Here is a 25,282-nt window from a genome sequence, read left to right on the forward strand (position 1 = left end):
TCCCCTATTTACAGGGACGCTCTGTATAGTTTGGGATTGCTTCGTGCTTCGCAATGACACGTTTTATGGCAAATCAGATTACCTTGATTTAAACATCTCTGTACTTTGCTCCTCTTATTTAATTATTGTAATTTGGTATAAAACCTATATCTATGAAAAAGTACTTATTATTTTTGTTACTGGTAGTTGTTTATTCGGCATGCAGTAAAAAAGTTCACCAGAATGCTCCCTGCAATCCCGGTATGTGTACCATGATGTTTGCTACAATTGGAATGCATTTTGTAGACAAGGCGGGTAAGGACGCTGTTGTAAAAGATTTTTCGGCCATTAATTTAAGGACTAATAAAAAGATTGAAACCCAACCCATTCCTGGTTCCAATGCAGGTTTTCATGTCATAGCAACGGATAGCAACATGAAGGAATTTACTAATGAAGGCAATGACGTAAAAGTTACCGCTACAGATTCCGCTACCAATCAAACTAAATCGGTTGTTGTCAAATTAGCAGGTGGTTGTGCCTGCCATATATCTAAAGTTTCGGGTCCGGACACACTTGCTTTTGATTAAACTTAGACCCCTTTTTAAAGAAAATATGTTGAGCAAAGGTGCGGAAGACTTGTGCTTTCGCATCAATTGAACACTCCCTTTGTAGCGTTTGCAATTCTCTTGTCGTAATGGTATAAAACCCTGATTATGACAAAGAAAGTGCCTCTCCTGCTATTGTTAATTGCTTGCCTTTCGGCTTGCAGCAGTAACAAACAAAAAAATGGATGCGGGGTACAAACCTGCACGCTTGAATATGCTTATATCGGAATTTTGTTTAAGGATCAACAAAACAAGTTTCCGCCGCTTAAAGATGTCAGCATGATTAATTTACGTACAAATAAGCCTTTAACTCCGGTTCTTTATCCACCAAATATTGATTTTGTTGCAGGGTATACATTAATAACCTCAGATGGTAATATCAAAGATTTTTCGACCGACGGAGATGATGTAAAAATATCTGCCACCAATTCTGAAACAAATCAAACCAAAACCGCCATCCTGAAAATTGCAGGTGGCTGTGGCTGCCATGTATCTAAAAAATCAGGACCGGATACTATTGTTTTTGATTAATATTAAACCCCCGATAAAACTACCGGCAATGCATTAGGATTGGCCTGGTATAACACGTAAGTGCCATTTTTGTCTGTTAATACTTTAATCGCTTGCTTTTTGCTCCCTTGTACTGCTGTTGCCTTTTTCCAGCCTGCAGGCACATAGGTTTTAAGGGTGAGCGGCATGGTATAAAAAGCTTTGTTTAGCGGATGGCTTACTTTCACGGTTACTTTGCCATTGTTTAAGCTGCTTTGTACTTTCGCGCTTTGTCTTTCGCGCATGTACTTGGTTACATCGCCAAAGGTAGCTACCCAAAGCTTATCCTCATGGTTTTTAATGTAGGTAAAATACTCATCCAGTTCTTGACCGGGTAAAGCTTCCCAGCCAATACCTTCAACACCGTGATGGGTAAGCACCAGCCAGGTATCTTTTCGGTTTATGGTGGTATCAACCCATGCTTTCATCATAGGCAGTGGCGTTTTAGTGGTAGCCCCGCGCTGGTACTGTACGTACTCTTTATCGGTATTACCCGGTGTGTCTTTGTTTCCCCGGCTTATTTCTTTTAGCCATGGCTCGGGCATGCGGTTACGCAGGGCAGGATAAACTTTGCTTAAGTAGGATACTGCACGTTCGTTTTCGGTTCCGAATGGTCCTTCGGCACTAAAAGTATATTGTACTCCTAAATGGTGCAGAATATCCAGCCGGCTTTTTTGGGCCTCGTACATCAAATTGGTTTCATCAAGGGCGGCCAGGCGCGGGTGCGTTATCATGTGACTGGCAAACTCATGGCCCTGGGCTGCATATTTTTTGATCTCGGTCCAGGTAGTACCATGTGAGTCCCTGTACTCATCATTGTGCTGTATGCCGGGTTTAAATTCTCCGTTCCGTACTTTGCTGTAGCATTCGTCAATCGCCTTATAAGCCGCTTCGGTTTTGCCCGCGTCAATTAATGATCCGGCCTTGTAATGGTAATCAAGCGTCCCTATCAAACCCAGGTACCCCGCCGCCGAAGCACGTTCAAAAAAGTTGTCCTTATTGGTAGGGATAGTAGCTGTTTCTTTAATAATATCTTTTACCGGCCGGCCAATAAACTTGCCTTGGTATTGTGAACCCGGTATTTGTCCGGTAATGATAAAGAAGGTTGATTTGATGCCCAGTTTGTTCAGGATAGGTAAGGCTACCTTAAACTGGTTAACAGAACCATCGTCCCAGGTAATAGAAACAGCGCCGTTACGGTCATATTGCCACCTCGTAACCAGGGTTTTGCCTGGCTGCGCTTTAACTGAGGTTAAAGCCAGCATAGTAACTATAACAGGGAGGAATAGCTTTTTCATAATAATTTAGTTTATGTGCTAAATATAATGAGATGTACTAAGGATTAAATGGTTTTATTCCATTGTAACGAAATAGTTAAGGAGTTTGACAGATAAGTTAATTTAAACTAATTCTAAATAATGTTTGCAAATTAAGATTGTGTTCTTACTTTTGCGCTTAATTGGACTTAATCTAAATAATATGCCGAATATCTTACATAATTCCTTTCAAAAACTCTTCATTGTTTTCTTATTCCTGTTTGCTAATGCCCTAAATCTTAAAGCTGATGACGATGGCGTAACCGGTAAGATAGCTGGTTTTGTAAAAACCAGTGATGGCATGCCTGCGGCATTTGTAAATGTAGCTATCAAGGGCTTAAATAAAAGTACCATGACCATTGGTGATGGCTCGTTTGTTTTTAACAAAATAAAACCGGGGACCTATTTATTAAAAACATCTTACATCGGTACCAAAAGTGAAGAAAAACAGGTTGAAGTTATTGCCAACCAAACCACATCGGTAGAATTTGTCCTGACTGAAAGTGCGGCTCAGCTTAATGAGGTAGTGGTTTCCTCCACAAAAACCATTAACAGCAAAAAGCTGACCATTGGCAAAATGAACGTTGCGCCGATGGACCTGCCCCAAAGTGTTACTGTAATTGGTCGCGATGTACTTGATCAGCAGCAATCGTTGCGTTTAAGCGACGTTACTAAAAATATTAATGGTGTGTACCTGTACAGCGCCCGTGGCAATACACAAGAAACATTTGGCGCCCGTGGTTACAATTTTTCAAGTACAAACATGTTTAAAAACGGCTTCAGGATTAACTCAGGTGTAATGCCAGAGATTAGTTCATTGGAGCGTGTTGAAGTTTTAAAAGGAAGCGCTGCCCTGCTTTATGGCAACGTGGCACCAGGCGGTATACTTAACCTGGTTACTAAAAAACCAAAATTTGAGCAAGGCGGCCAGGTTTCCATGACCTATGGCAGTTATGACCTGTACAAACCCGCGTTTGATGTTTACGGCCCTATATCATCTAAATTAGCTTATCGCTTAAACGGAACCTATGAAAATGCTAAAAGCTATCGCGATAACGTAAAATCAGAAAGGGAGTATATAAACCCGTCATTCCTGTACAAGATCAGCGATAAAACCAATATTATTGTGGAAGGTGATTATCTGAACTATGATTTTACCCCCGATTTTGGAACCGGGCAAGTTAATAATGTAATTGCCAAAGTGCCGCGTAACAGATACCTGGGTGCATCATGGTCAACTGGTAATACTAAACAAACAACCGCTACAGCAACCATTAATCACCAGATAAACAGTTTATGGCAATTGAGCGGCGGTTTTTCGTACCAGCATTATGATCGTCAGTACCAAACTACCGAGCGTGTGCTGCCTGATGCTAACGGCGATTGGGGACGTACCTTAAACCGTGCCAAAACACTGGAGAATTATTATACAGGCCAGTTTAACATAACCGGGCAGTTCAACACAGGTGCCATTAAGCACAATATTTTATTAGGTGTTGATGCCGATTGGTATAAAAACACCAACTATACTTATGTAGCAACGGTAAATAAAGTATCAAGCTATCTTGATCAAAATAACGCGCTTCAAAATTCGGTTTATGATCAGATCAACATTTTTGATCTTAGCAAATACACCCTGCGTACAGATAAGCCAACAATGAATCCGTTTTATAACGTTTTAACACCAACCAACCGTTTTGGGGCTTATTTTAATGATTTGATCAGCTTATCAGAAAAAGTAAAAGTATTGGCCGGTTTACGTTGGTCGTACCAATATATATCGCCTACAACAGTTACTAATTATTATAACTCCACACCGGCATTGGTACAGCCTGCAGCAGGTAAAGAAGACAAGGCATTTTCGCCAAGAGTTGGTATTGTTTACAAGCCATTGACTACTACCGCTTTATTTGCCAGCTACTCCAACTCTTTTGTAGTAAATACCGGTACCGATATTAATAATAAACCGCTTGATCCTTCACTGTTAGATCAGTATGAGTTTGGTGTTAAAAATGATTTCCTTAATGGAAATCTGTCTGTAAATGTAACAGCCTATAGAATATTGAACAATAACCTGGCACAAACCGCTCCATTCCTGGCCGATGGTTCGGCCAATACCAATACAAATATCAAAACATTAACAGGGGAAACCAAAAGCGATGGGGTTGAACTGGATATTGCCGGGCACCCTATAAAAGGATTGGATGTATTGGCAGGTTATAGCTATACCAATGCAAAATATACCAAAACCCCAACAACTGTGGGGAGTAACATAGCCGGACAGCCATTGTTAAACGTGCCTAAGCATACGGCAAATACCAGCTTGTTTTATACTTTTTATAACGGCGACCTTAAAGGCTTTAAAGTTGGAGCTTCTGTTTATTACCTGGGTAACCGTATTGCTGGTAATGCCAATACTATTGGGCAAACACAAACCATATCAAGGTTAGTTAACGTTTCGGGCTTTACTACGGTTGATGCATCTGTAGGGTATAGCTATAAAAAACTATCTATTATTGGTAAAATATCAAATATTGGCAATGTGCTTAATTATAATGTACATGAAAACTATAGTATTAACCCAATACCGCCAAGACAGTTTTTAACTACACTGGCCTATAAATTTTAATTTTTTAAATACCTATCAATAAAAAACCGGGTATGTTTTGCATACCCGGTTTTTGCAGATATATAACTATGAAAGTCTTTTTTCGCACCATACATCTTTACCTGAGCCTTGCAGCTGGCATAATTATTTTTTGCTCATGCTTTACAGGTACCATGCTGGTTTTTGAAAAGGAGATACAGCATACACTTTTCCCCAGGCGGTATTATGTAAAGCCTCAGGACCAGCGGATGCCTTTAGCAACACTGGTGGCAGGAGCGTTAAAGCAGGTGCCCAAAGCTAAGCTTTCGTCGGTTATGGTTTATGATGACCCTGAACGCAGCATTGAAATAGGGGTATTGGTACCTGAAAAAGGTGGGAAAAAGAATGCCGGTAAAACTGCCGGGCACACAGAAAAGGGGAAGATCTTAAACGAACACACGGCCGGCGGCAAAAAACCAAAAGGCGACGAAAAGCCAAACATTACCCTTTTTGTTAATCCATACACTGGCCAGGTTATTGAACAATTTAGCCGTAAGGATTCGTTTTTATATTCGGTGGAGATGTTTCACCGGTATTTGCTGGCCGGCAAGAATAGCGCTGGTGATATGGTAATAGCACTATCTACATTGCTTTTTCTGTTTATACTGATAACCGGGGTTGTACTATGGTGGCCCAAAACAAAAAAGATCATGCGTCAGCGCCTCAAAATCAAATGGGACGGTAGCACTAAAAGATTAACGCATGACCTGCATATAGTTACCGGATTTTATACCTCGGTGTTCTTAATAATAATTGTACTAACGGGGCTTGTCATGACCTTTAAATGGGCCAATGAGGCATTATTTGCTATTACAGGCTCAAAACTGGTTAAAGAGCAACCCAAGCCACCTCAATCGGTATACAATGCCGGGGCAACGGCTTTAACAATTGATGGAGCATTGCGGGGCATAGCCGGAGCAATCAAAACAGCCGAATATTATACCGTCCGCCCCCCGCGCGATTCATCGGGTACTTACAGTATAAATGTATTACCTAAAGGTGCTATTGAAACCACATCTGATACTTATTATATTGATCAATATAGCGGTCAACTGGCAGGTTCACAAACCTTTGCAGGTAAAAGCCTGGGTCAGCGTGTAAGAGCGCTGGTAAAACCCGTGCATACAGGTTCGGTATATGGTTTGCCTACCAAGATACTCAGCTTTATAGTTTGCTCATTGTCGCTTATTTTTCCGGTTACCGGTGTAATGATGTGGCTTAACCGTACCCGTAAAAAGAAGCCGGCATCAAAAGGGCTGGTTACCGCGTAAATGTTGTTATGTTGATATTGGTTTCCCTGTTAAATATTACGGGATATTTCAATATTAGAATAGAAGTTTGAAAATTACTGTTGATACGGAAATGGAGAGTTTAAAAGCTGTTTTTGAATACTTGATAATAATTGCAAAGGCTGAAAAGGCTTTGACATACAATCAACAAAACCACTCTCTATGAGGTCTGATAGCATTTTTTCATTTACCAGCGATGCCGTAAAGGCAATAACGGGAATTTCAGGGTATAGCTTTTTTATTTCAAATATAGCTGTATAGCCATTTATTATAGGCATTTCAAGGTCCATTAAAATAATTTGGTACGCCTGGTCTTTTTTTAGTTCATCCAGTGCTTCCTGACCATTGTATGCACAGGTAACGCTTGCCTTAAAACTTAATAAACATTTTTTGACCACCATCATGTTGATTTGGTTATCTTCAACTACTAAGATCCTTACCCCCGATAAATGGTTATCAGTTTCAATTTTGCTGACCAGCGGCTGTTGTTGTGGATTTTTAGCGTAATTAATTTTAAGGTTGAAACTAAAAGTGCTGCCTACTCCTTTTTTACTAACAAGTGTAAGTTTGCTATTCATTAAATTTAATAACCTTACACAAATGGTAAGCCCTAATCCAGTTCCATTTAAATCCTTGGTGTTTTGATCATAAACCTGCCAAAAACTTTCAAATATCTTAACCTGGTCATTTTCACTGATCCCTATCCCGGTATCCTCAACACTAAAGCTTGCCTCAATAAACTGTTTGGTTTTGTTTTTACACTCAGCCTTTAATTTAATATATCCGTTATTGGTAAATTTCAAAGCGTTTGATAGCAGGTTATTAAAAACCTGTACTAAACGCAAGTCATCAGCAATTACCAATTCATCAAGTTCTGGATCTATTTCCATTTTTAGCTCTACACCCTTTTCATTAAAAAGTGCGGTAAATGGTGTCGCTACATTTAATAAAAGAAGTTTTAGGTTTAGCTCAACCGGATGAATTTCAAGCTTGTTTGCCTCTATCTTATTAAAATCAAGAATATTATTTACCTGGTGCAGCATATGTTCTGAACAGTATTTTAACACCTGTATATACTCTTCATGCTGTGATGCAGTGTGTTCCTGTTTAAGCAAACCTATTACCCCAATTATGCCATTTAAGGGTGTGCGCAGTTCATGGCCCATAGTAGCCAAAAACTGGGTACGGGTATCAATTACCCGTTTGCTTTGTTCCATGAGTTCATTAATATATTTTTTCTCGAAAAATATATAGGCTATGGCAAATATAATGGTCGAAAAAATGGCAATTATCCGGTTAACAAAGGCCAGCTTGTTTATTTGTGATAACGTAAAATCCTGTAACGGAGTAACACCGCGCCCAATTAAAATACAAATGCCGAAGGAAACTACAATGATGGAAATATAAATAAATGATTCCCGGTATTTGCTTTGTTTAAGGTCAACTATAATGGGGACTGAAATGAGTATTGGAAAAAAGTACAGGAATTGTTCGGATTGTAAGCCCTCAATGGCGGCAGAAATAATTAATAAACTACAAATCAGAAATATAATAGAAATGGTAAGATTTTTAATGGCCCCATTATATTTTAACAGAATAAACATTAAAATGGCAAAGCAAAAACAGGCAACTAAGAATGAGGATACGTACAAGCCGATAAAAGAATCATAAAAGGAAATCGCGACACCTGTAAATAATGCGGCTAAACCAAGCTGATAAGATCTTTTAGGAACTTCTTTCATATCAAAAAGTAAGTCAAGGTGCTTATCGCTATCCTTGATCAATTTGTGATATTTGTCGGTAACCTGGTTCATTAATTTTTACCTGTTTAATTCGGCTCTGTAAGAACTTACAAAGGTACTTTAATGCTGTGTATTAATATGTGAATTAAATGAACGGCATATTTTGCGGAATAGTGTTTGTATTACTTCTGTAACGCAGTAGTAATTTAAAGTTAAAAATAGTCTTTATATTTCTTTAATATCTGAAGAAAAGTACACAATTAGGTCACCATTTATTGCACACATAATTAGTTTAAAAAATCAAATGTGTATAAAGTTGGGCAGTAATGTGTGAAATTATGTGAAGCAAGCAGGCTTAAGCAAAGTGTGCTTAAACAGGTTGTGGAATAATATGGAATGGCTATGGTTTTAAAGTACGACGAGTATACCTATCGTGACTACATGGCATACGATTTGAGGCAATAGTGATCTCTCTTAGGCTAATTAGAGATATTTGGGTATAAGAAAACCAATGTTTTATATACAGGATGCAAAGTTGGTGATCTCACGAAATTGAAGGTGAAGGGCACCCGTCGGTAACAATCTTAATTTGGTAGCAACGGATATCAAAAATCTGTAAATTCATTGAATTATTTATGAAAATCAAAGCGTACGGAATTAAACAGAAAGGTGGCAAAGCGGAGCCATTTTACTATGAAAGAAATGTTGGTGACAACGAGGTAAGCGTAAAAGTTCTTTATTGCGCCATTGCACGGGGGGACATCCAATTCATAAGTGATGATTGGGGCGATACAAAATTTCCGCTTGTTCCGGGACACGAAATTTTAGGAATTGTTGAAGAAATTGGTTCCAGTGTAACTACACTAAGTGTGGGCGATCAGGTTGGTGTCGGTTATCAGCAAGCGGCCTGTTTCGAATGTGAGTTTTGTAAAGCGGGTAACGAACAATTTTGCACTCAGCAAAAAGTAATTGGTGTGCATTGTTATGGTGGTTTAGCCGAGCATATTGTTGTTGATCACAGATTTGCCTTTAAACTTCCACCGGCATTACACCCGGCAAAGTCCGTTCCTTTATTATCATCCGGTCTTACCGTATATTCAGCAATTATGCACGCACAATTGTTGCCCAACTCCGTTGTTGGCGTATCGGGAGCCGGTGGCCTTGGCCAATTGGCAATTCAGTTTTTAAATAAAATGGGGCACCAGGCTTATGCATTTTCTCATTCTCCGGAAAAAAAAGAGATGATTAACCAGTTGGGTGCCGAATTTATACTCAGCTCCACACCCGATGACCTATCGGCGCTAAATCAGAAATTTGATTTTATTATTTCTACCTTAAATGTAGCATATGATCTGGACGCCTTTTTGAAAATGCTTAAACCACAGGGAAAATTTTGCGTAGTGGCTTCGCCTTTGCAAAAGCAACCTATTAGCATCGGCTTGCTGTATGATTACGCGCAAAGAAGCATTTATGGAAATTATGTAGGTAGCCGCAAGCATATGGTGGATATGCTTGATTTCGCGGCAAAGCATCATATCGGGAGCGCAGTAAACGTTATGCCGTTCTCTGAAATGAATAAAGCGATAGAAAAAGTAAGAACAGGAGAAATCAACATCCGGTTAGTATTGGAAAACCAAGAATAAAATGAATTCACAGGAAAAAGTATTAAACTGTTACAACCAGGTAGCCGACGATTATGCGGCTGAGCGTTGGGACGAAATCTCCAAAACACATTTTGACCGATGGCTATTGAAGGAATTTGCAGCTCTCAATAAAGACAAAGGGCCATGTGCCGACTTTGGCTGCGGGCCCGGACAAACAACAAGATTTCTGTACGATAATGGCATAAAAGACATCACCGGAATTGATCTGTCGCCGGCGATGATTAGCGCTGCCCGCCGACTTTCCCCTGAAATTAAATTTGAAACCGGGGACTTGTTGAATATTGCTTATTCGCCGGGGCATTTTGAAAGTGCACTTGCATTCTATTCGATAGTACATTTTACTAATGACCAAATCAGGAAGTGTTTCGGAGAAATAAACAGGGTTCTGAAAACCGGGGGAGATTTTTTATTTTCCTTTCACGCGGGAGATGAAATAGTTCATTTTGACAAAGCTCATGACAAAGAAGTGGATATTGATTTATACTTCTTTAAAACAGATGACATCATAGCATTACTTTATAAAACGGGTTTTAATATTATTGAAGCCATAGAAAGGCGTCCGTATGAAGATGCGAAATTCCCAAGCAGGCGAGCCTATATCTGGGCTGGGAAAAAGTAAAGGACGTGAGTCAAAATTTGTTTTATCAATACTTCATAATTTGTTTGACGCGACTCACACGTGAGTCGGTTCAAACAAATTGTGAATTTCTAAAAATTGCTTATTATGCTAAAAACGCAGTTTCTATGTGATAGAATCAACTTTTTAGGTGTTTACTTGATTCAAACAAATTGTGAATTTTTGCCATTTACAAAATGTTAATAAAACAAATTATGATATTTATTATTTAATCATCTGATTATTAGTTATTTGTGACTTTTGTTGTGCTGTTTGTTTGATGAGTTCTTACTTAGCGTCTATTGTAACAGGTATAGAATGTTCGCTTTCATTTTTTAAGCGGTCAATACTTGTAATGACATATAGGTAAGTTTGCCCATTGATAACATTTCTATCTTCATAGCTACAGCTTGAGTCATATTGTTTATGCAGTATGTATTTTGGATCGTCTATATTGATGGTCTCCTTTTTGTCAAACCTGTATATCACATAACCATATACCGCTTCGTTATCTTGAGCAGATAATGGCGCTTCCCATGTTAGGCTGATAACTCCATTATTGTTTTTTGCCGTGAGTTCACGAGGAGGATTAGGGGCGATGGAATCGCGCCAGAGCATAAGCGGAGGTAATGCAGGAGAGTGGTAATAGTTGTTTTTTAGCGAGTCTGTAAATCCCAGCGGATTATTTATCAGGGACCTTGAACTGAAATACACACTACCCTGCACGCGTTTGTTTTTACGGAGGTAATTGATTTGTTTCGGTAATTCTGATGGAATTTTAAAACCAGGTAATTTGTTCTCGATGATTCGGTACGGAGCCTGACCGATATATAAATGTCTTCCGTAAGTATGTTCGCTCCACCAGTCAACCATAACTCCGAAAGGTACCGAGTGATCGTTCATAGGCCGGTAGAGCTGCGGATTTATATAGTCAACCCAGCCTTCCTGGATCCATTTTTTAGAATCGGCATAAAGTTCATAATACGAATCACCGCCATGCGTATCTGATCCCTCTGGGTTCTGAAATTTATTGGCCCAGATACCTGAGGGACTCATACCAAATTTGATCCGCGGGTTATGCTGATGGATACTGTCGTTAAGCATTTTTATCAGCAGGTTTACATTATTGCGCCGCCAATCATTAACGTTTGAAAACTCTGCGCCATATTTTTTAAAAGTTTGTTCATCATGGATTTGCTGCCTTGCAATATGATAAGGGTAAAAATAATCGTCCAGGTGAATACCGTCTACGTCGTAATTATCTACCACGTCCAAAATAATTTTTACAATATATTCCCTCACCTCCGGAATACCAGGATCAAACAGCTTTTGTCCGCCATATATAAAAAACCACTCGGGGTGGATGTTGGTGATATGCTGAGGGCTCAGGCTCGAAAAGTTAAGATCTTTGGTAGCCCGGTAAGGGTTAAACCAGGCATGTAGTTCCATACCGCGCTGATGAGCGGCTTTGATTGCAAATTCTAAAGGGTCATAGAGCGGGTAAGGAGCCTTTCCCTGTTTTCCAGTCAGATACTTTGACCAGGGTTCGCGGCCTTTGGCATAAAAAGCGTCAGCTACAGGCCTAACCTGAAATATAATCGCGTTAATGCCCGCTGCCTGATGCGCATCGAGTATGGCGGTAAGTTCACGTTGTTGCTGATCTGCGCTTTCTGCTGGTTTGCGCGGCCAGTCAATATTTTCAACCGTCGCTATCCATACACCCCTAAATTCCCGTTTGGGTGCTATGGTTTGCGCATTTGCCCAATTTACGAATAGAAGAGAAATGAAGATAAAATAAATACAGTTTTTCATGTAGTTTCAATTTACACCAGCCCTACCGGCTTCTGTTTCAATACTGTTATGATGTTGCCTGGCCGATGCTGACGCGCCAAACTTATAAGTGAACGTAAGACCTATTGTTTGGTTATCACTATGGTTTGATGAGGTAAGGGAAGCGTATTGATATTCAATTTTCCGCCTGAGCGTACGGCTGTTAAATATGTCACGAGCGGTTAAGATGATGGCTCCCTTATTTTTTAAAATAGTTTTTTGAATAGAAGCGTTTAGCAGCCACATCGGTAGGTATATGCCCTGTCCATCGGTAAGTTTATTATGATAGGAGCCATTAACTTCCATGCTCCATCCATGTGGAAGTTTAAATTGCTGGCTCCCGCTAACAGTTATTGTGTTAACCGTATTGTTTAAATATCCAATGTTCAAAACCTGGCCGGCATACTGATTATGGGTGAAGTCGCTGTATAAATTGGTGCTCCACCATTTAGTTACAGGCTGCGACAAGTTGAAATACGCTCCATAAGCATTTACCTTAGCAATATTGACAGGGACAAATGCTAACGCGTAACCTGTAAGCTGATAATACTGGGCGATATCATTACGGGTGTCGCTATAGGTTATTCCTGCAGTAATTTTATCTTGCATGTTAAAAGATAAGTCTAAGTTATTAGAATAGGCGGGCACAATTTCCGGATTACCTTTATTGGATGAATACCTGTCGAAAGTAAAAACAAAGGAATTTAAATCACCATACCCGGGCCTGGAAATCCTCCGGCCAATGGATAAGATCAGGGTATTTGCTGACGCCGTATCAAGCTTATAACTTATATAAGCGGTTGGGAATAGGTTGCTGTAATTGTATTCAGCCGTAGTCGCGGTTAAGAGGACAGCACTCTGCCGCATTGCTTCGGCGTGTGTATACTCCAGTCTTAATCCAACCTGCATGTCGAATCTTTTAGTGGTCTTTTGAAAATTAACGTAAGCCGCATTAATATTCTCCCGGTAACTAAAACTGCCATTTAAAGAATCGCTGGGATACGTTTTATTATTGATCGTATATAAATAATCACCTGTGCTTTCCCTTATCGAATATGTAGTTTGAATTCCAATTGACATTTTCAGGTGACCGGGCAGTTCATCAGCGTAATCGGCTTTTGCTCCAAAAATTTTTGCTTTAAAAGGATTATAAGTGTTGAGAGTATAATTACTGATCAAAGTATTCCCAGGTAAATAGGTGCCGCTGTTAATTACCTGGAGAGGGTCGGTTGAATATTGTAAATAATCTGTGTTAATATTTAGCTCTTGTGTAGGTTTATGAAACTGATGGTGGAAATTTAAATTGACTGTATTGTTCCTGGTAATGTAGTGAAGCAGGCTGATGGTATTGATCGTGGAATCAACTTTGTTTAACCTGTTAAAAGCAGTTGAATAATTGCCATGTTCATGATAAGGATGAATTATCCCGGCAATTGTAACCCCCAATTTATTATGTGCGTCAATATCATAATCGAATCCTAACTTATAATTATAACTAATAGTGGTACTTGTTTCTGTATTAAATTGGCTCATTAATAAGTTATTGTAGGGTTGCACATTGTTAAATTGTCGGTTTCGTGCTACATCGTAATAATTGTTAGTTAAAGAATAACCCAGGTTTCCAAAAAGATTGATCTTATGAAAGCCGTAGTTGAAGTTGATATTGGAGTTAGCTTTAGCATAAACACCCTGCTGATAGGTTGCACTCAGTCCAGAGTTAAAACCTTTAAGTTTACCTTTTTTTGTTTTAATGTTGATGATTCCCGCGTTGCCTTCAGCATTATATTGTGCTGGTGGGTTAGTCATGATCTCTATTTTATCCAGCGTGCCAGAGGGTAAGGTTTTCAGGTAATCTAACAAATCTTTACCTGTGAGGTAGCTTGGCCTGTCATCGATGTAAACGGTTACACCTTCTTTACCGCGCAAGCTAATTGCATCATCGGTTACCTGCACGGCAGGAGCATTATTCAATACATCCAGCGCATTAGTCCCGGTATTGCTGAGCAGACTACTTACATTGATAACCACCCGGTCTAACTGATGCGTTATATAGCTTTTTCGTGGCGATATGATATTAACTTCTTTGAGTTCACTGTAATTATTTTGCAAACTGATATTCGGCAAATTGAGTTTTGAGGAATTGTTGCCGATAACGATCTGTTTGATCAGATAAGTTTGATAACTGATATGGGATGTGGTTAGTGTATAGGTACCTGGCGATAGCTTTAAAAATTGAAAACTTCCATTGTCTTTACTGGTTGTTGTCAGACCTATATCCTCGATGCCTTGTCTTTTCAAAATTATCGTCGCTCCGGAAACAGGATGGTTTTCACCATCGGTAACCGTTCCCATAATAATGCCATCATTGCGCACCACCTGTTGGGCGTAAATATTTTTGATTGGGCAAAGGCATAGCCATAAAGACAGTAAAAACTGCTTCATAAATGATGGGTTTAGTAAATTGTGGTGCTTTGTTTCTGTTTTAGAATATCAATTTTTACGCTCGTTTTTATAGGCAATCACCGCATCTACAAACTTCTCGGCTATCGCGTATCGGTGCTGCTCTTCCAGGATATAGTTCAAATCTTTGGGGTTAGTACCATAGCCGAACTCAATTAAAACGGCGGGTATTTTATTTTCCCTTAATACATACAACCCCGGCGCTGCAAAAATCGTATCGTTGGTATTTATACCACCAAGTTGTCTGAAACTACTTTTAAGCTGACCGGCAAACTGAGCTGATAGAGTCGAATTTTGACCAGATGGATTGTCCTTAATCTCTATTCCATTGGCATCTTGTTGGAGCGGGCCGGCGGGAGCAGCGTTGATATGCAAAGAGGCAAAAACGTCTCCTTGATATGCTACACGGTCTTTAAACTCCACATGCTCATCAGTTTTCCGTGTAAGCAAAGTGCGTATACCTCTTTTTTCAGCGACCACTTTAATCTCCAGCGCTAAAGCAAGGTTGATATTCTTTTCAAAATACTTACCACCACAAACCGCCCCACCGTCATCTCCCCCGTGACCAGCATCAAGAATGAGGGTGAAATTGTCTTTTAGAGGGGTTTGTGCATAGGTTTTTTCTAAGGAAAACTGATAGCCTATGATGATCAAAATGGGAACTAACCAAAAATACCTGAGTTTATATTTGGCCTGGGACTGTTCATGAAACAGCATCCGGATACGCGTTTTTACGCCATAAGCGCTGAACTCGTTTACAAGCCTGGATGTAGGATGGCTCATTAACTTGAGCAACAAGTTTGCATAATTATTGGCTTTATAGGTACCGGCCAAACATTGATCAACCTGAAACTCATGTACCTGCTTAAGTTCTTTTGCAATAAGGTACATAAACGGATTAACCCAAAAGAAGGCTTTTAATAACTCTGTAAATAATTGGTCGGCAGAATGCCATTGGCGAACATGTTGTAATTCGTGTGCTAATATCTGTTCTTTTTCAAAATTATCTACCTGGTTATGATTTAAAAATATTAGGTTGAAAAATGAAGAGTTGCTTTTGGACGCATTGGTAATTAGGTAATAACCTTCGGATTTTCGCCCTTCCCTGATAGCCTTGTATATAATTACTGCTATACCTGTTAGCACCTTAAGTAGCAAAAGCGCACTGATAAGTGCATAGCATCTGACCGCTAACAGCTCCCAGTTGAAATGTTCGGTCGCAGAGTGTATAACGCCATTATCCATGTCCCTGCTGTTAAGTGGATCTGAATAAACGACGTCGATAGGGAGGGGGGTATGAAAAGGAAGTGGTTGTTGTACTTGGAAGTGAAGGGAAGGAATGATGAGGGATGTTGCAAGGGCAAATAACAGATAGTATCTGTTCCACGTAAAAAAGGTAAGCTTGCGAAATAGGCAGTAATATAAAGTATAGAACATACCCGAACAGATTACCACCTTGGCGACGTATATAAATAACTCCATATTATTTTTGCTTATTGATAAATTCCCTGATACTTTCTATATCATCTTCCTTAAGTTTTTCTTCCTTAACCATAAATGACAATAAAGATTCGGCTGATCCATCAAAATAATTAGTAAGAAGTTTGGTAAAGGAATGCTTGCGGTAAGCAGTTTTACTAATGAGCGGAAAATACTCATGAGTTTTACCGTAAGCTTTGTGACTTATATAGTTTTTAGTCTCCAATAGTCGAACCACGGACGAAATGGTGTTATATGGAGGTTTAGGATCATCGGGCAGATGATCGATAATATCCTTAATAAAAGCAGATTTAAGATTCCATAAAACCTGCATAATACGTTCTTCGGTTTTGGTCAATTCCTCCATAATCAAATGTATAACTTATATTTCAGTTATACAACTGATTTCTCAGTTTAAGGCAGCGGTGAGTTTTGTTCTATACAAATTGCGCCTTTTTAAAACATGAGCTTTTAGATAAAATGTAGGTTTAATAATAAAAATAAAAACAACACCCGCGCTTTACTAAAATTGAATGGGAACTCGAGACATACCTTATTTTTATACTGTATGTTATGGAGATGTTGACCACCTGATTCCGGGCCAAACTGACCAGGCAATTTGCTGACGTGGTGACCTTAAGAAAAATCCATGAATCTTAAAAAAACTCGTTATATCTTAGAGCCGATATTAATTTCATGTTGGTATTCAAACTGAGGCTCATTCAATGAAAGTTTTAAAGTTTCTTAGTGTTTTAGTGATTCTTGCAATCATCGTTTTTTCATATTGGATGTATAAATCTTTGAATACCCCCTATGCGCACAATAAGAATAACCAATTTATACAAATCCCACATGGCTCATCCCCCGGCCAAATACTCGCTAAACTTACTTCCGAAGGAATTCTTTCCGCCCAAACTCCGCTGAAAATATATTTGAAAATTACCGGTACCGGCAATGAGATGCAAGCGGGTGAATATCTATTCGATTCACCAATTACACCGCTTGAGGTACTGGGGGAGCTGAAAAATGGAAGACTACGAACTGTGAAATTAACCATCCCGGAAGGTTTTACTCGCTTTGATATTGCTAAAAGAATAGCCGGGCAATTCCCTCAAAATCAACCGGCAGGTGAAAATGCTATATTGAACCTTATGGAGGATATTTCACTCATTGAAGATATAGCTCCGGAAGCTAAAAATCTTGAAGGTTATATGTATCCAAACACTTATAATTTCCCGCGCTCTTTTACCACTCGGGCTATCATAAAGAAAATGGTCGGGGAGTTTAAAAAGGTTTGGAAGCCGGAATATGCAGATCGAGCGTTTAAAATGAAACTGACACCGTACAAGATAATTACCATTGCATCTCTTATCGAAACAGAATCGCGATTGAACGAGGAGCGACCTATTGTAGCCTCAGTAATCTATAATCGCCTGAACAAAGGAATGCCGCTTGGGATAGATCAGACTGCTGTTTACATAGCGAAGATGGAAAATCGTTGGGATGGGATAATAAACAAAAGCGACTTGGAGTCAAATTCTCCGTACAATACCAGAAAGGTTGTCGGTCTTCCTCCAGGCCCGATTTCGTCAGTTTCTGAAAGCTCCATCAAAGCCGCCCTTTATCCTGCCACCACAAACTATATTTATTATGTTTTAAATGTGGAGAAAAACGATAAGTCTCATAGATTTTATTCAACGGCTGCAGAATTCGAACGTGGAAAAGCTGCCTATCAAGCTTGGTTGGAAAAGGAGCGTAGATGAAAGATTTATACAAGAATAATACGTTTTACAGGGTTTTAATCTACCGCTCATCGAGTAGTTGCTTTTAAACTTTTCTCCATACTTTTCTATACGTCAAAATAAATCGGGATTCAAGACATTCTAATATAGTCGCTGAATCAGTGATAATAACATGTGTTGATTGCCTTTTAAAAATTAACGATAGCAAAATATGCTTTAAATTGGGAACATTTTGTTTTATTGATATGGAACAATTTGTTACGAACAATCCAGATGTGCTCCAGGTGCTTATAGGAACTCACTGATATGTTATCCCAGTTCCGTCTATGTGTGCTTTCGCGGCATAAATTCTCCTGCGTTCCTTAGTCTGATTTATTCCATGGTCACTTGACAACCTCGCAAGACTTTCGAGATTGGTTGCTTAACAAAAAGAATGGTGGGATGTACAGCTGATTTTGAAGTATACCTGAAAATTAATTAATTCATCAATTTGTTTGACGCGACTCACACCTACAGTCGCCAGCCGGCTTTTTGCTTTTATTGATATAGCAAAAACATCCACCAAAAATGTTGAAAACTTTTTGGTGGTAAAAAGTGGTAGAAAGTGGTAAAAGTAATTTACTTTTACCTATTAAATTATGCCATAGTCTGAAAATGTCTCATTTAACCGGTGAATTTGAATGTAAACTGGATCCTAAATCAAGGATGATGATACCTGCTGGGCTCAAAAAAAAGCTTCCTGAAGCTGAAAGTGAGGGGCTTGTGATCAATCGTGGATTCAAAAACTACCTGGTTATTTATACTAAAAAGGAATGGGACAAAAGACTTGATGAACTAAGCAAACTTAACGAATACGAACAAGATAATATAGATTTTATAAGATATTTTACCCGCGGGGCCACTGAACTTTCGCTTGATGCGGCCGGCAGGGTGTTGTTGCCAAAGTTTTTGCTGGAGTATGCGGGCATAAAATCTGATGTGGTGCTGGCTTGCCAGTTAAATAAAATTGAAGTTTGGGATGCGGCCGCGCACAAGGCTGCGTTTGATAATGAACCAGAAAACTTTAGCGCTTTGGCGCAAAGGGTAATGGGTAACAAAACAAGGAGGGAAGATGAGTGAGTATCATACACCGGTAATGCTGCAGGAATGCATGGAAGGCCTTGACATTAAAAAGGACGGCACTTATGTGGACGTAACTTTTGGTGGTGGCGGCCATTCGCGCGAGATATTGAAACGTTTGGGTGAGGGCGGAACCCTGCTGGCCTTTGATCAGGATGCCGATGCGCAGCAAAATTTAATTGATGATGAGCGTTTTGTTTTTGTAGATCAGAACTTCAGGTACCTCAAAAATTTTAGTCGCTTGCATGGCGCTATTCCGGCTGACGGCATTCTGGCCGATCTGGGTGTTTCATCATACCAGTTTGACCAGGCCGAGCGTGGGTTCTCCATTCGGTTTGATGCCGAGCTGGATATGAGGATGAACCAGTTGGGTGAGCTTACGGCTAAGGATGTGGTAAATAATTATACCGCTGCCGAACTGCACCGCATTTTTGGTGTTTACGGCGAGATACAAAACGCCAAATCGCTGGCCGAAACTATTGTTACTGCGCGTTTAAATGCGCCGATAGTGACCATCGCCGATCTGAAAAATGCGATTAGTAACCGGATACCACGGGGTAAGGAAAATAAATACCTGGCACAAGTGTTCCAGGCTTTGCGCATTGAGGTTAACCAGGAACTGGAGGCCTTAAAGGAATTTTTGATCCAGTCGGCCGAGGTATTGGCTGTTGGTGGCAGGCTGGTGGTAATGTCATACCATTCGCTGGAAGACAGGCTGGTGAAGAATTTTATAGCCAAGGGCAAGTTCAGCGGCGAGGTGGAGAAAGATTTGTATGGCAATGATAATAAACCGTTTGCTGCAGTAAGCCGGGGAGCTATAACTGCATCGGAAGATGAAATAAAGAATAATAACAGAGCACGGAGCGCTAAATTAAGGATAGCTGTAAAAAAATGACCAATCGTTTGCGTACAGAAATTCAGGAGGATGAAGCGGAAGAAAATCTTATCGTTGAGGAAAAACCTGCAAAGGAAATCTCGGATAATTTTTTTACACAGCTTTTTTCAAAGGGTATTCTCAGTACTGAAAAGGCCACCAGCGCATTGCCGTTTGTAATGTATGTGGCCTTATTGGGCATGATATACATTGGCAACATGCACCTGGCCGAAAAAACGATACGTGACATTGATAATATAACTAAAGAAGTAAAAGAGCGCGGCTGGGATTATAAAACCGCCAAAGCCGAAATGGCTTTTAAAAGTACGTTAACCGAGGTGGCCAAACGTGCTGATACCCTTGGGGTAAGGCAATCAGTGGAGCCGCCGCAAAAGATAACAGTAAAGGAGGAAGATCAGGATGGGAATTAGAACCAACATTCTGCTGCGGGTGTATATCGCTTTCGGGTTGATATTGTTATTTGCGTTTGCTGTAGTGGTACAGTTGTGCCGGGTACAGTTTGTACAGGGCAAAAAATGGAAAGCCATGGCAGTAAGCATGTCGGCACAATACCGGGATGTAGAGGCAGCCAGGGGCAATATTTTTTCTGTAGATGGCAGCCTGTTGGCTACATCGGTACCTGAGTACGAGCTGCACATGGATATGCTGGCAGGTGGCATTGCCGATGACAGCGTTTTTAATGATAATGTTGATGTACTGGCTGCAAACTTGTCAAAAATGTATGGCGACAGATCAACCCGGGAATACTCTAGGATCCTGCGCGATGCACGTAAGGAAGGTTCGCGGTACCAGCTCCTGCGACGCAGGGTAAGCTACCAGGAATTAAAGAAGATCCGCGAGTTCCCGATATTCAAAAAAAGAAAAACCAAAAACTGTTTAATAGTACTGCAACAAAATAAGCGCATACTGCCTTTTCATTCATTAGCGGCCCGTACCATTGGTTATAAAAACCAGAATGTTAAAAATGCGGTAGGCCTTGAAGGGGCCTATTCGTCATATATAAACGGAGAAAATGGCAGGCGTTTAATGCAGCGCATTCCCGGTGGCACCTGGATGCCGGTAAATAATGATGAGGATGAGATAGCCGCAAAGGATGGGGCCGATATCATATCAACCATCAATGTGAACTTTCAGGATGTGGCACAGGATGCTTTGAAAAAACAACTGGTAAAAAGCGAGGCCGACCATGGTTGCGTAGTGTTGATGGAAGTGGCTACCGGCGAGGTTAGGGCTATTGCCAACTTTACCCGTTCAAAGGATGGTGATTACCAGGAAAAAATGAACTACGCTATCAGTAACGCTATTGACCCGGGTTCAACCTTTAAACTGGCATCGTACATGACTTTGCTTGATCAGCATAAAATAGATACCAGTACCATAATAAATGCCGAAGGTGGTAAATATAAATTCCCCAAAGGGCCAACTATTACCGATACCGAGCATGATAATTATGAGATGAGCGTTAAACGCGCTTTCGAAGAATCATCAAACGTGGCGGCGGCTAAATTGGTTACAAAATACTATAGTGGTAACCCATGGGAGTATATCAACAAGCTTTACAGTTATCATTTAAATGAAAAACTGCGCCTGCAAATTCCTGGCGAAGGCAGACCGGTCATCAAAAATCCGTCAAACCGCAGTTGGAACAAGAATTATACCCTGCCCGAAATGGCTTATGGTTATGAAATGAATTTAACGCCGCTGCAAATGCTGGCCTTCTATAATTCGGTAGCCAACAACGGTAAATTGATTGCTCCCATATTTGTGCGCGAGATACGCCGCCTGGGTAACCCAATTGAGCAATTTCAGGCACGGGTTATTAATGAACAGGTATGTTCTGATGTTACACTGGGGAAGATAAAGGGTATGCTGGAAGGCGTAGTACTTAATGGTACCGGTAAAAACGTGATCAAAAACAAGTTGTATAGCGTAGCGGGTAAAACCGGTACAGCCCAGGTTGCCGACGGAAGAAAAGGCTATACTGCCAATAAAATATATCAGGCTTCGTTCTGCGGTTACTTCCCGGCAGATCATCCTAAATATTCCATGATCGTGGTGATTAATCATCCAACCAAAGGCGATTACCTGGCGGCAAAAGTTGCCGGTCCGGTTTTTAGAGAAGTGGCCGACAGGGTTTATGCCAACGATATGGAGATAAACCAAAACCCGGCTACCCACCTGGTGGGCAATACAAGCATGCCAAAAGTAAAACAGGGCAATTTAAAAGCATTAAAACAGGTTTATACCAAACTGGGTGTAAAGCCACTTTACGCATCGGCTAATGCACAGGGCAATGGGGTTGATACCAGCAACGGTATTCCTTTTGAAGAAGTAAGATATAAGAACGGCGCCGTACCGGCAGTAACCGGAATGGGCCTTAGTGATGCCTTGTATGTATTGGGCAATGCGGGTTATAAAGTAACGGTACGCGGCAGCGGCGTAGTAACCACACAATCGGTTACTGGCGGCAGCTTAATACCAAAGGGTTCACGCATAACAATTGAACTGGAATGAAGTATTTAAGTGATATATTGGATGGACTGGCCTTCACTGAATTACAGGGAAGTGCCGATGTGGAAATTACTTCTGTAACATTTGATTCGCGGCAGGTAATTGCCGGGTCATTGTTTGTTGCTGTGAAAGGCACCCTGGTTGATGGCCATGATTATATTGAGCAGGCCATTAAGAAAGGTGCCATTGCTATCATTTGCGAAGAGTTGCCCGCACGTACAGCCGCCGAGGTTGATTTTTTAATGGTTGCCGACTCTGGTAAAGCGCTAAGCATTGTTGCCGCTAATTTTTATGATAACCCATCGGCACAGTTAAAATTGGTAGGGGTAACAGGTACCAATGGCAAAACCACGGTAGCTACTTTACTTTACCAGCTGTTTCGTGATCTGGGTTATAAATGCGGCTTGCTGTCAACTGTTGAAAATCAGATCAATGGCCAGGTGATCCCATCAACCCATACCACACCCGATTCGATTGAGCTTAACCGCCTGCTTGATGATATGGTGGCCCAGGGCTGCGACTACTGCTTTATGGAGGTAAGCTCACACGCGATTGCACAGCACCGTATTGCTAACCTGAATTTTTCGGGCGGCATATTCACTAACCTTACACATGATCATTTAGATTATCATAAAACATTTGATAGTTACCTGAAGGCCAAAAAGGCGTTTTTTGATGGCTTGCCCAAAAATGCCTTCGCGCTTACCAATAGCGATGACAAGAACGGTAATGTAATGTTGCAAAATACACAGGCCCACAAAAAGTCATACGGACTTAAAACTATGGCCGACTATAAGGCCCGTATCCTGGAAAACCAGTTTGGCGGCCTGCTCCTGCAAATTGATAACGAAGAGGTATGGTTTAAAATGGTAGGCACCTTTAACGCTTATAACTTACTGGCTGTTTATGCTACCGCCATGCTGCTTGATCAGGATAAGGCAAAAGTATTAACCAGCCTGAGTAAGTTAACCGGTGCCGAAGGTCGTTTTGAATACATAGTAGCACCAAACAAGGTGATAGGTATAGTTGATTATGCCCACACACCTGATGCGGTGCAAAATGTATTAAGCACCATTCATGACATTCGCAAGGGTAACGAAAAGGTAATAAGCGTAATTGGCTGTGGCGGCGACAGGGATAAAACCAAACGCCCTGTAATGGCACGCGTAGCCAGCGAGTGGAGCGATAAGGTAATACTTACGTCTGATAACCCACGCTCGGAAGATCCTGCCCAGATCATAAAAGATATGGAAGTGGGTATCGATCCGGCCTTTAAACGGCATGCTGTAAGTATTGTAGATAGGCGTGAAGCTATTAAAACAGCCTGTATGCTTGCTCAGCCCGGCGATATTATATTAATAGCCGGTAAAGGTCACGAAAAATACCAGGAAATAAACGGAGTGAAAAATCACTTTGATGATATGGAAGAGTTAGAGAACCAATTTAAAGAAATGAATTAGTTGTCTGAATCAGAATTTACAGAATTAAAAAATCACCAGAATCAAGGAAATCCTTTAATCGGGCAAATCAAGGTTCAAACAGAATATAAACCTGCTCATCAATCAGTAAAGAATGTTATACTATTTATTTACATATCTAAATAAAAATTACAGTATTCCGGGGTCGGGGGTATTTCAGTATATCACTTTCCGTACGGCTTTGGCTGTAATAACATCGCTGGTTATCACCACAGTTTATGGTCGCCGCTTAATTGATTACCTGCGTTTTAAACAAGTTGGCGAAACGGTAAGGAATTTGGGCCTGGAAGGGCAAATGCAAAAATCAGGTACACCTACAATGGGGGGTATCATCATTTTACTAGGTATACTGGTACCTACGCTACTGTTTGCCAAGCTAAGCAATGTGTACATTATCCTGATGCTGATCACCACTATATGGTTGGGTGCTATTGGCTTTTTAGATGATTATATCAAAGTATTCAGAAAAAATAAAGAAGGATTAGCGGGCAAGTTCAAGATCATAGGCCAGGTAGGGCTTTCGCTCATTATTGGGTGGACCATGTATTTCAATACCGATATCGTGATCAGACAGGAAGTAAAGTTGCCGGTTAAAATTGATGCACCTGTGGAGTTTCACATGAAAAGGAATGTTCCGGTTTACACCCAGGATGTGCATTCAACAAAAACCACTATGCCTTTTTATAAAAATAACGAGTTTGATTATGCCAAGGTGCTTAAATTTTTAGGTACAGGATATGAGCAATATGCATTAGTAGTATTTCTGTTTTTTGCTATCGTGATCATCACCTTTATTTCAAACGGGGCTAATATTACCGACGGTATTGATGGACTGGCTACAGGTACATCAGCAATTATAGGTATCACACTGGCCATACTGGCTTATGTATCGGGTAACATTGCCATGGCCGATTACCTGAACATCATGTTTATACCAAACTCAGGCGAGCTGGTGGTTTTTGCGGGAGCATTTGTAGGGGCCTGTGTGGGTTTTTTATGGTACAATTCCTACCCGGCCCAGGTATTTATGGGCGATACAGGAAGTTTGGCCATAGGCGGTATCATAGCGGTTTTTGCCATTATGATACGTAAAGAATTATTGCTGCCGGTATTATGCGGTGTGTTTTTGATAGAAAATATATCGGTTATAATGCAGGTAGGCTGGTTTAAATACACCAAGAAACGCTCGGGCGAAGGCCGGAGGATATTTTTAATGGCGCCATTGCATCACCATTACCAAAAAAAAGGTTTCCACGAGGCAAAAATCGTAACCCGCTTTTGGATCATCGGGATTTTGCTGGCTATTATAACGATAATAACATTGAAGCTGAGATAAAGCCCCCCGACCCCCTAAAGGGGGA

19 protein-coding genes are annotated in these 25,282 nt (G+C 40.5%); 13 read left to right on the forward strand and 6 right to left on the reverse strand.

Features of this window, described 5'->3' with window-relative positions; genetic code table 11:
• The first annotated feature begins 152 nt into the window (after positions 1-152).
• Positions 153-566: a hypothetical protein gene (locus M2273_RS05755; protein ID WP_429394124.1), complete on the forward strand. Its 414-nt coding sequence runs from the start codon at positions 153-155 to the stop codon at positions 564-566.
• A 126-nt stretch (positions 567-692) separates the two neighbouring features.
• Entirely contained in the window at positions 693-1,115 is a 423-nt protein-coding gene (locus M2273_RS05760) for a hypothetical protein (RefSeq protein WP_429394126.1), read from the forward strand.
• Positions 1,116-1,117: 2 nt separating this feature from the next.
• On the opposite strand, the gene M2273_RS05765 is transcribed toward M2273_RS05760, so the two are convergent.
• On the reverse strand, positions 1,118-2,431 hold the full coding sequence (locus M2273_RS05765) for a polysaccharide deacetylase family protein (protein ID WP_429394128.1): 1,314 nt from the start codon (positions 2,429-2,431) through the stop codon (positions 1,118-1,120).
• A 181-nt stretch (positions 2,432-2,612) separates the two neighbouring features.
• On the opposite strand from M2273_RS05765, the gene M2273_RS05770 reads away from it, so the two are divergent.
• Positions 2,613-5,078 (forward strand): TonB-dependent siderophore receptor, encoded by a 2,466-nt coding sequence (locus M2273_RS05770; protein WP_429394131.1) that lies wholly within the window; start codon positions 2,613-2,615, stop codon positions 5,076-5,078.
• Positions 5,079-5,146: 68 nt separating this feature from the next.
• Entirely contained in the window at positions 5,147-6,367 is a 1,221-nt protein-coding gene (locus M2273_RS05775) for a PepSY-associated TM helix domain-containing protein (protein WP_429394134.1), read from the forward strand.
• A 74-nt stretch (positions 6,368-6,441) separates the two neighbouring features.
• Here the strand turns inward: M2273_RS05775 and M2273_RS05780 are convergent, their stop codons facing one another.
• Entirely contained in the window at positions 6,442-8,199 is a 1,758-nt protein-coding gene (locus M2273_RS05780; protein ID WP_429394137.1) for an ATP-binding response regulator, read from the reverse strand.
• A 563-nt stretch (positions 8,200-8,762) separates the two neighbouring features.
• Between M2273_RS05780 and M2273_RS05785 the strand changes: the two genes are divergently transcribed.
• Together M2273_RS05785 and M2273_RS05790 are read left to right on the forward strand one after the other, a co-directional pair.
• The gene (locus M2273_RS05785; protein ID WP_429394140.1) at positions 8,763-9,770 is read left to right on the forward strand and encodes an NAD(P)-dependent alcohol dehydrogenase; all 1,008 of its coding nucleotides are present in this window, start codon (positions 8,763-8,765) and stop codon (positions 9,768-9,770) included.
• Position 9,771: 1 nt separating this feature from the next.
• Positions 9,772-10,410, forward strand: coding sequence for a class I SAM-dependent methyltransferase (locus M2273_RS05790; RefSeq protein ID WP_429394142.1), 639 nt, complete (start codon positions 9,772-9,774; stop codon positions 10,408-10,410).
• A gap of 285 nt (positions 10,411-10,695) precedes the next feature.
• Here the strand turns inward: M2273_RS05790 and M2273_RS05795 are convergent, their stop codons facing one another.
• The 4 genes from M2273_RS05795 to M2273_RS05810 form a co-directional block, all read right to left on the reverse strand.
• The gene (locus M2273_RS05795) at positions 10,696-12,219 is read right to left on the reverse strand and encodes a glycoside hydrolase family 10 protein (protein ID WP_429394144.1); all 1,524 of its coding nucleotides are present in this window, start codon (positions 12,217-12,219) and stop codon (positions 10,696-10,698) included.
• Between the two features lie 6 nt (positions 12,220-12,225).
• On the reverse strand, positions 12,226-14,679 hold the full coding sequence (locus M2273_RS05800) for an outer membrane beta-barrel protein (protein WP_429394147.1): 2,454 nt from the start codon (positions 14,677-14,679) through the stop codon (positions 12,226-12,228).
• Positions 14,680-14,727: 48 nt separating this feature from the next.
• Entirely contained in the window at positions 14,728-15,942 is a 1,215-nt protein-coding gene (locus M2273_RS05805; RefSeq protein ID WP_429394150.1) for an N-acetylmuramoyl-L-alanine amidase, read from the reverse strand.
• A gap of 238 nt (positions 15,943-16,180) precedes the next feature.
• Positions 16,181-16,543: a BlaI/MecI/CopY family transcriptional regulator gene (locus tag M2273_RS05810; protein WP_429394152.1), complete on the reverse strand. Its 363-nt coding sequence runs from the start codon at positions 16,541-16,543 to the stop codon at positions 16,181-16,183.
• A gap of 358 nt (positions 16,544-16,901) precedes the next feature.
• Between M2273_RS05810 and mltG the strand changes: the two genes are divergently transcribed.
• The 7 genes from mltG (at position 16,902) to mraY (ending at position 25,257) form a co-directional block, all read left to right on the forward strand.
• Positions 16,902-17,939 (forward strand): endolytic transglycosylase MltG, encoded by a 1,038-nt coding sequence (gene mltG, locus M2273_RS05815; RefSeq protein WP_429394155.1) that lies wholly within the window; start codon positions 16,902-16,904, stop codon positions 17,937-17,939.
• Between the two features lie 633 nt (positions 17,940-18,572).
• Positions 18,573-19,037 carry a division/cell wall cluster transcriptional repressor MraZ gene (gene mraZ, locus M2273_RS05820; RefSeq protein WP_429394158.1) on the forward strand — a complete coding sequence of 155 codons (465 nt, stop codon included), beginning with the start codon at positions 18,573-18,575 and terminating at the stop codon, positions 19,035-19,037.
• Complete coding sequence (rsmH, locus tag M2273_RS05825) at positions 19,030-19,932, forward strand: 16S rRNA (cytosine(1402)-N(4))-methyltransferase RsmH (RefSeq protein WP_429394161.1); 903 nt, start codon at positions 19,030-19,032, stop codon at positions 19,930-19,932. The genes mraZ and rsmH overlap by 8 nt, the downstream gene beginning before the upstream one ends.
• Positions 19,929-20,342, forward strand: coding sequence for an FtsL-like putative cell division protein (locus tag M2273_RS05830; protein ID WP_429394164.1), 414 nt, complete (start codon positions 19,929-19,931; stop codon positions 20,340-20,342). The genes rsmH and M2273_RS05830 overlap by 4 nt, the downstream gene beginning before the upstream one ends.
• Positions 20,332-22,446, forward strand: a complete 2,115-nt coding sequence (locus M2273_RS05835; RefSeq protein ID WP_429394167.1) for a penicillin-binding protein — start codon at positions 20,332-20,334, stop codon at positions 22,444-22,446. The genes M2273_RS05830 and M2273_RS05835 overlap by 11 nt, the downstream gene beginning before the upstream one ends.
• Positions 22,443-23,903 carry a UDP-N-acetylmuramoyl-L-alanyl-D-glutamate--2,6-diaminopimelate ligase gene (locus M2273_RS05840; protein ID WP_429394169.1) on the forward strand — a complete coding sequence of 487 codons (1,461 nt, stop codon included), beginning with the start codon at positions 22,443-22,445 and terminating at the stop codon, positions 23,901-23,903. The genes M2273_RS05835 and M2273_RS05840 overlap by 4 nt, the downstream gene beginning before the upstream one ends.
• Before the next feature lie 112 nt (positions 23,904-24,015).
• Positions 24,016-25,257: a phospho-N-acetylmuramoyl-pentapeptide-transferase gene (mraY, locus tag M2273_RS05845; RefSeq protein ID WP_429394171.1), complete on the forward strand. Its 1,242-nt coding sequence runs from the start codon at positions 24,016-24,018 to the stop codon at positions 25,255-25,257.
• Positions 25,258-25,282: the final 25 nt, after the last annotated feature.

Source organism: Mucilaginibacter lappiensis (genome assembly GCF_050433765.1).
In the GTDB taxonomy this organism is placed as follows: domain Bacteria; phylum Bacteroidota; class Bacteroidia; order Sphingobacteriales; family Sphingobacteriaceae; genus Mucilaginibacter; species Mucilaginibacter lappiensis_A.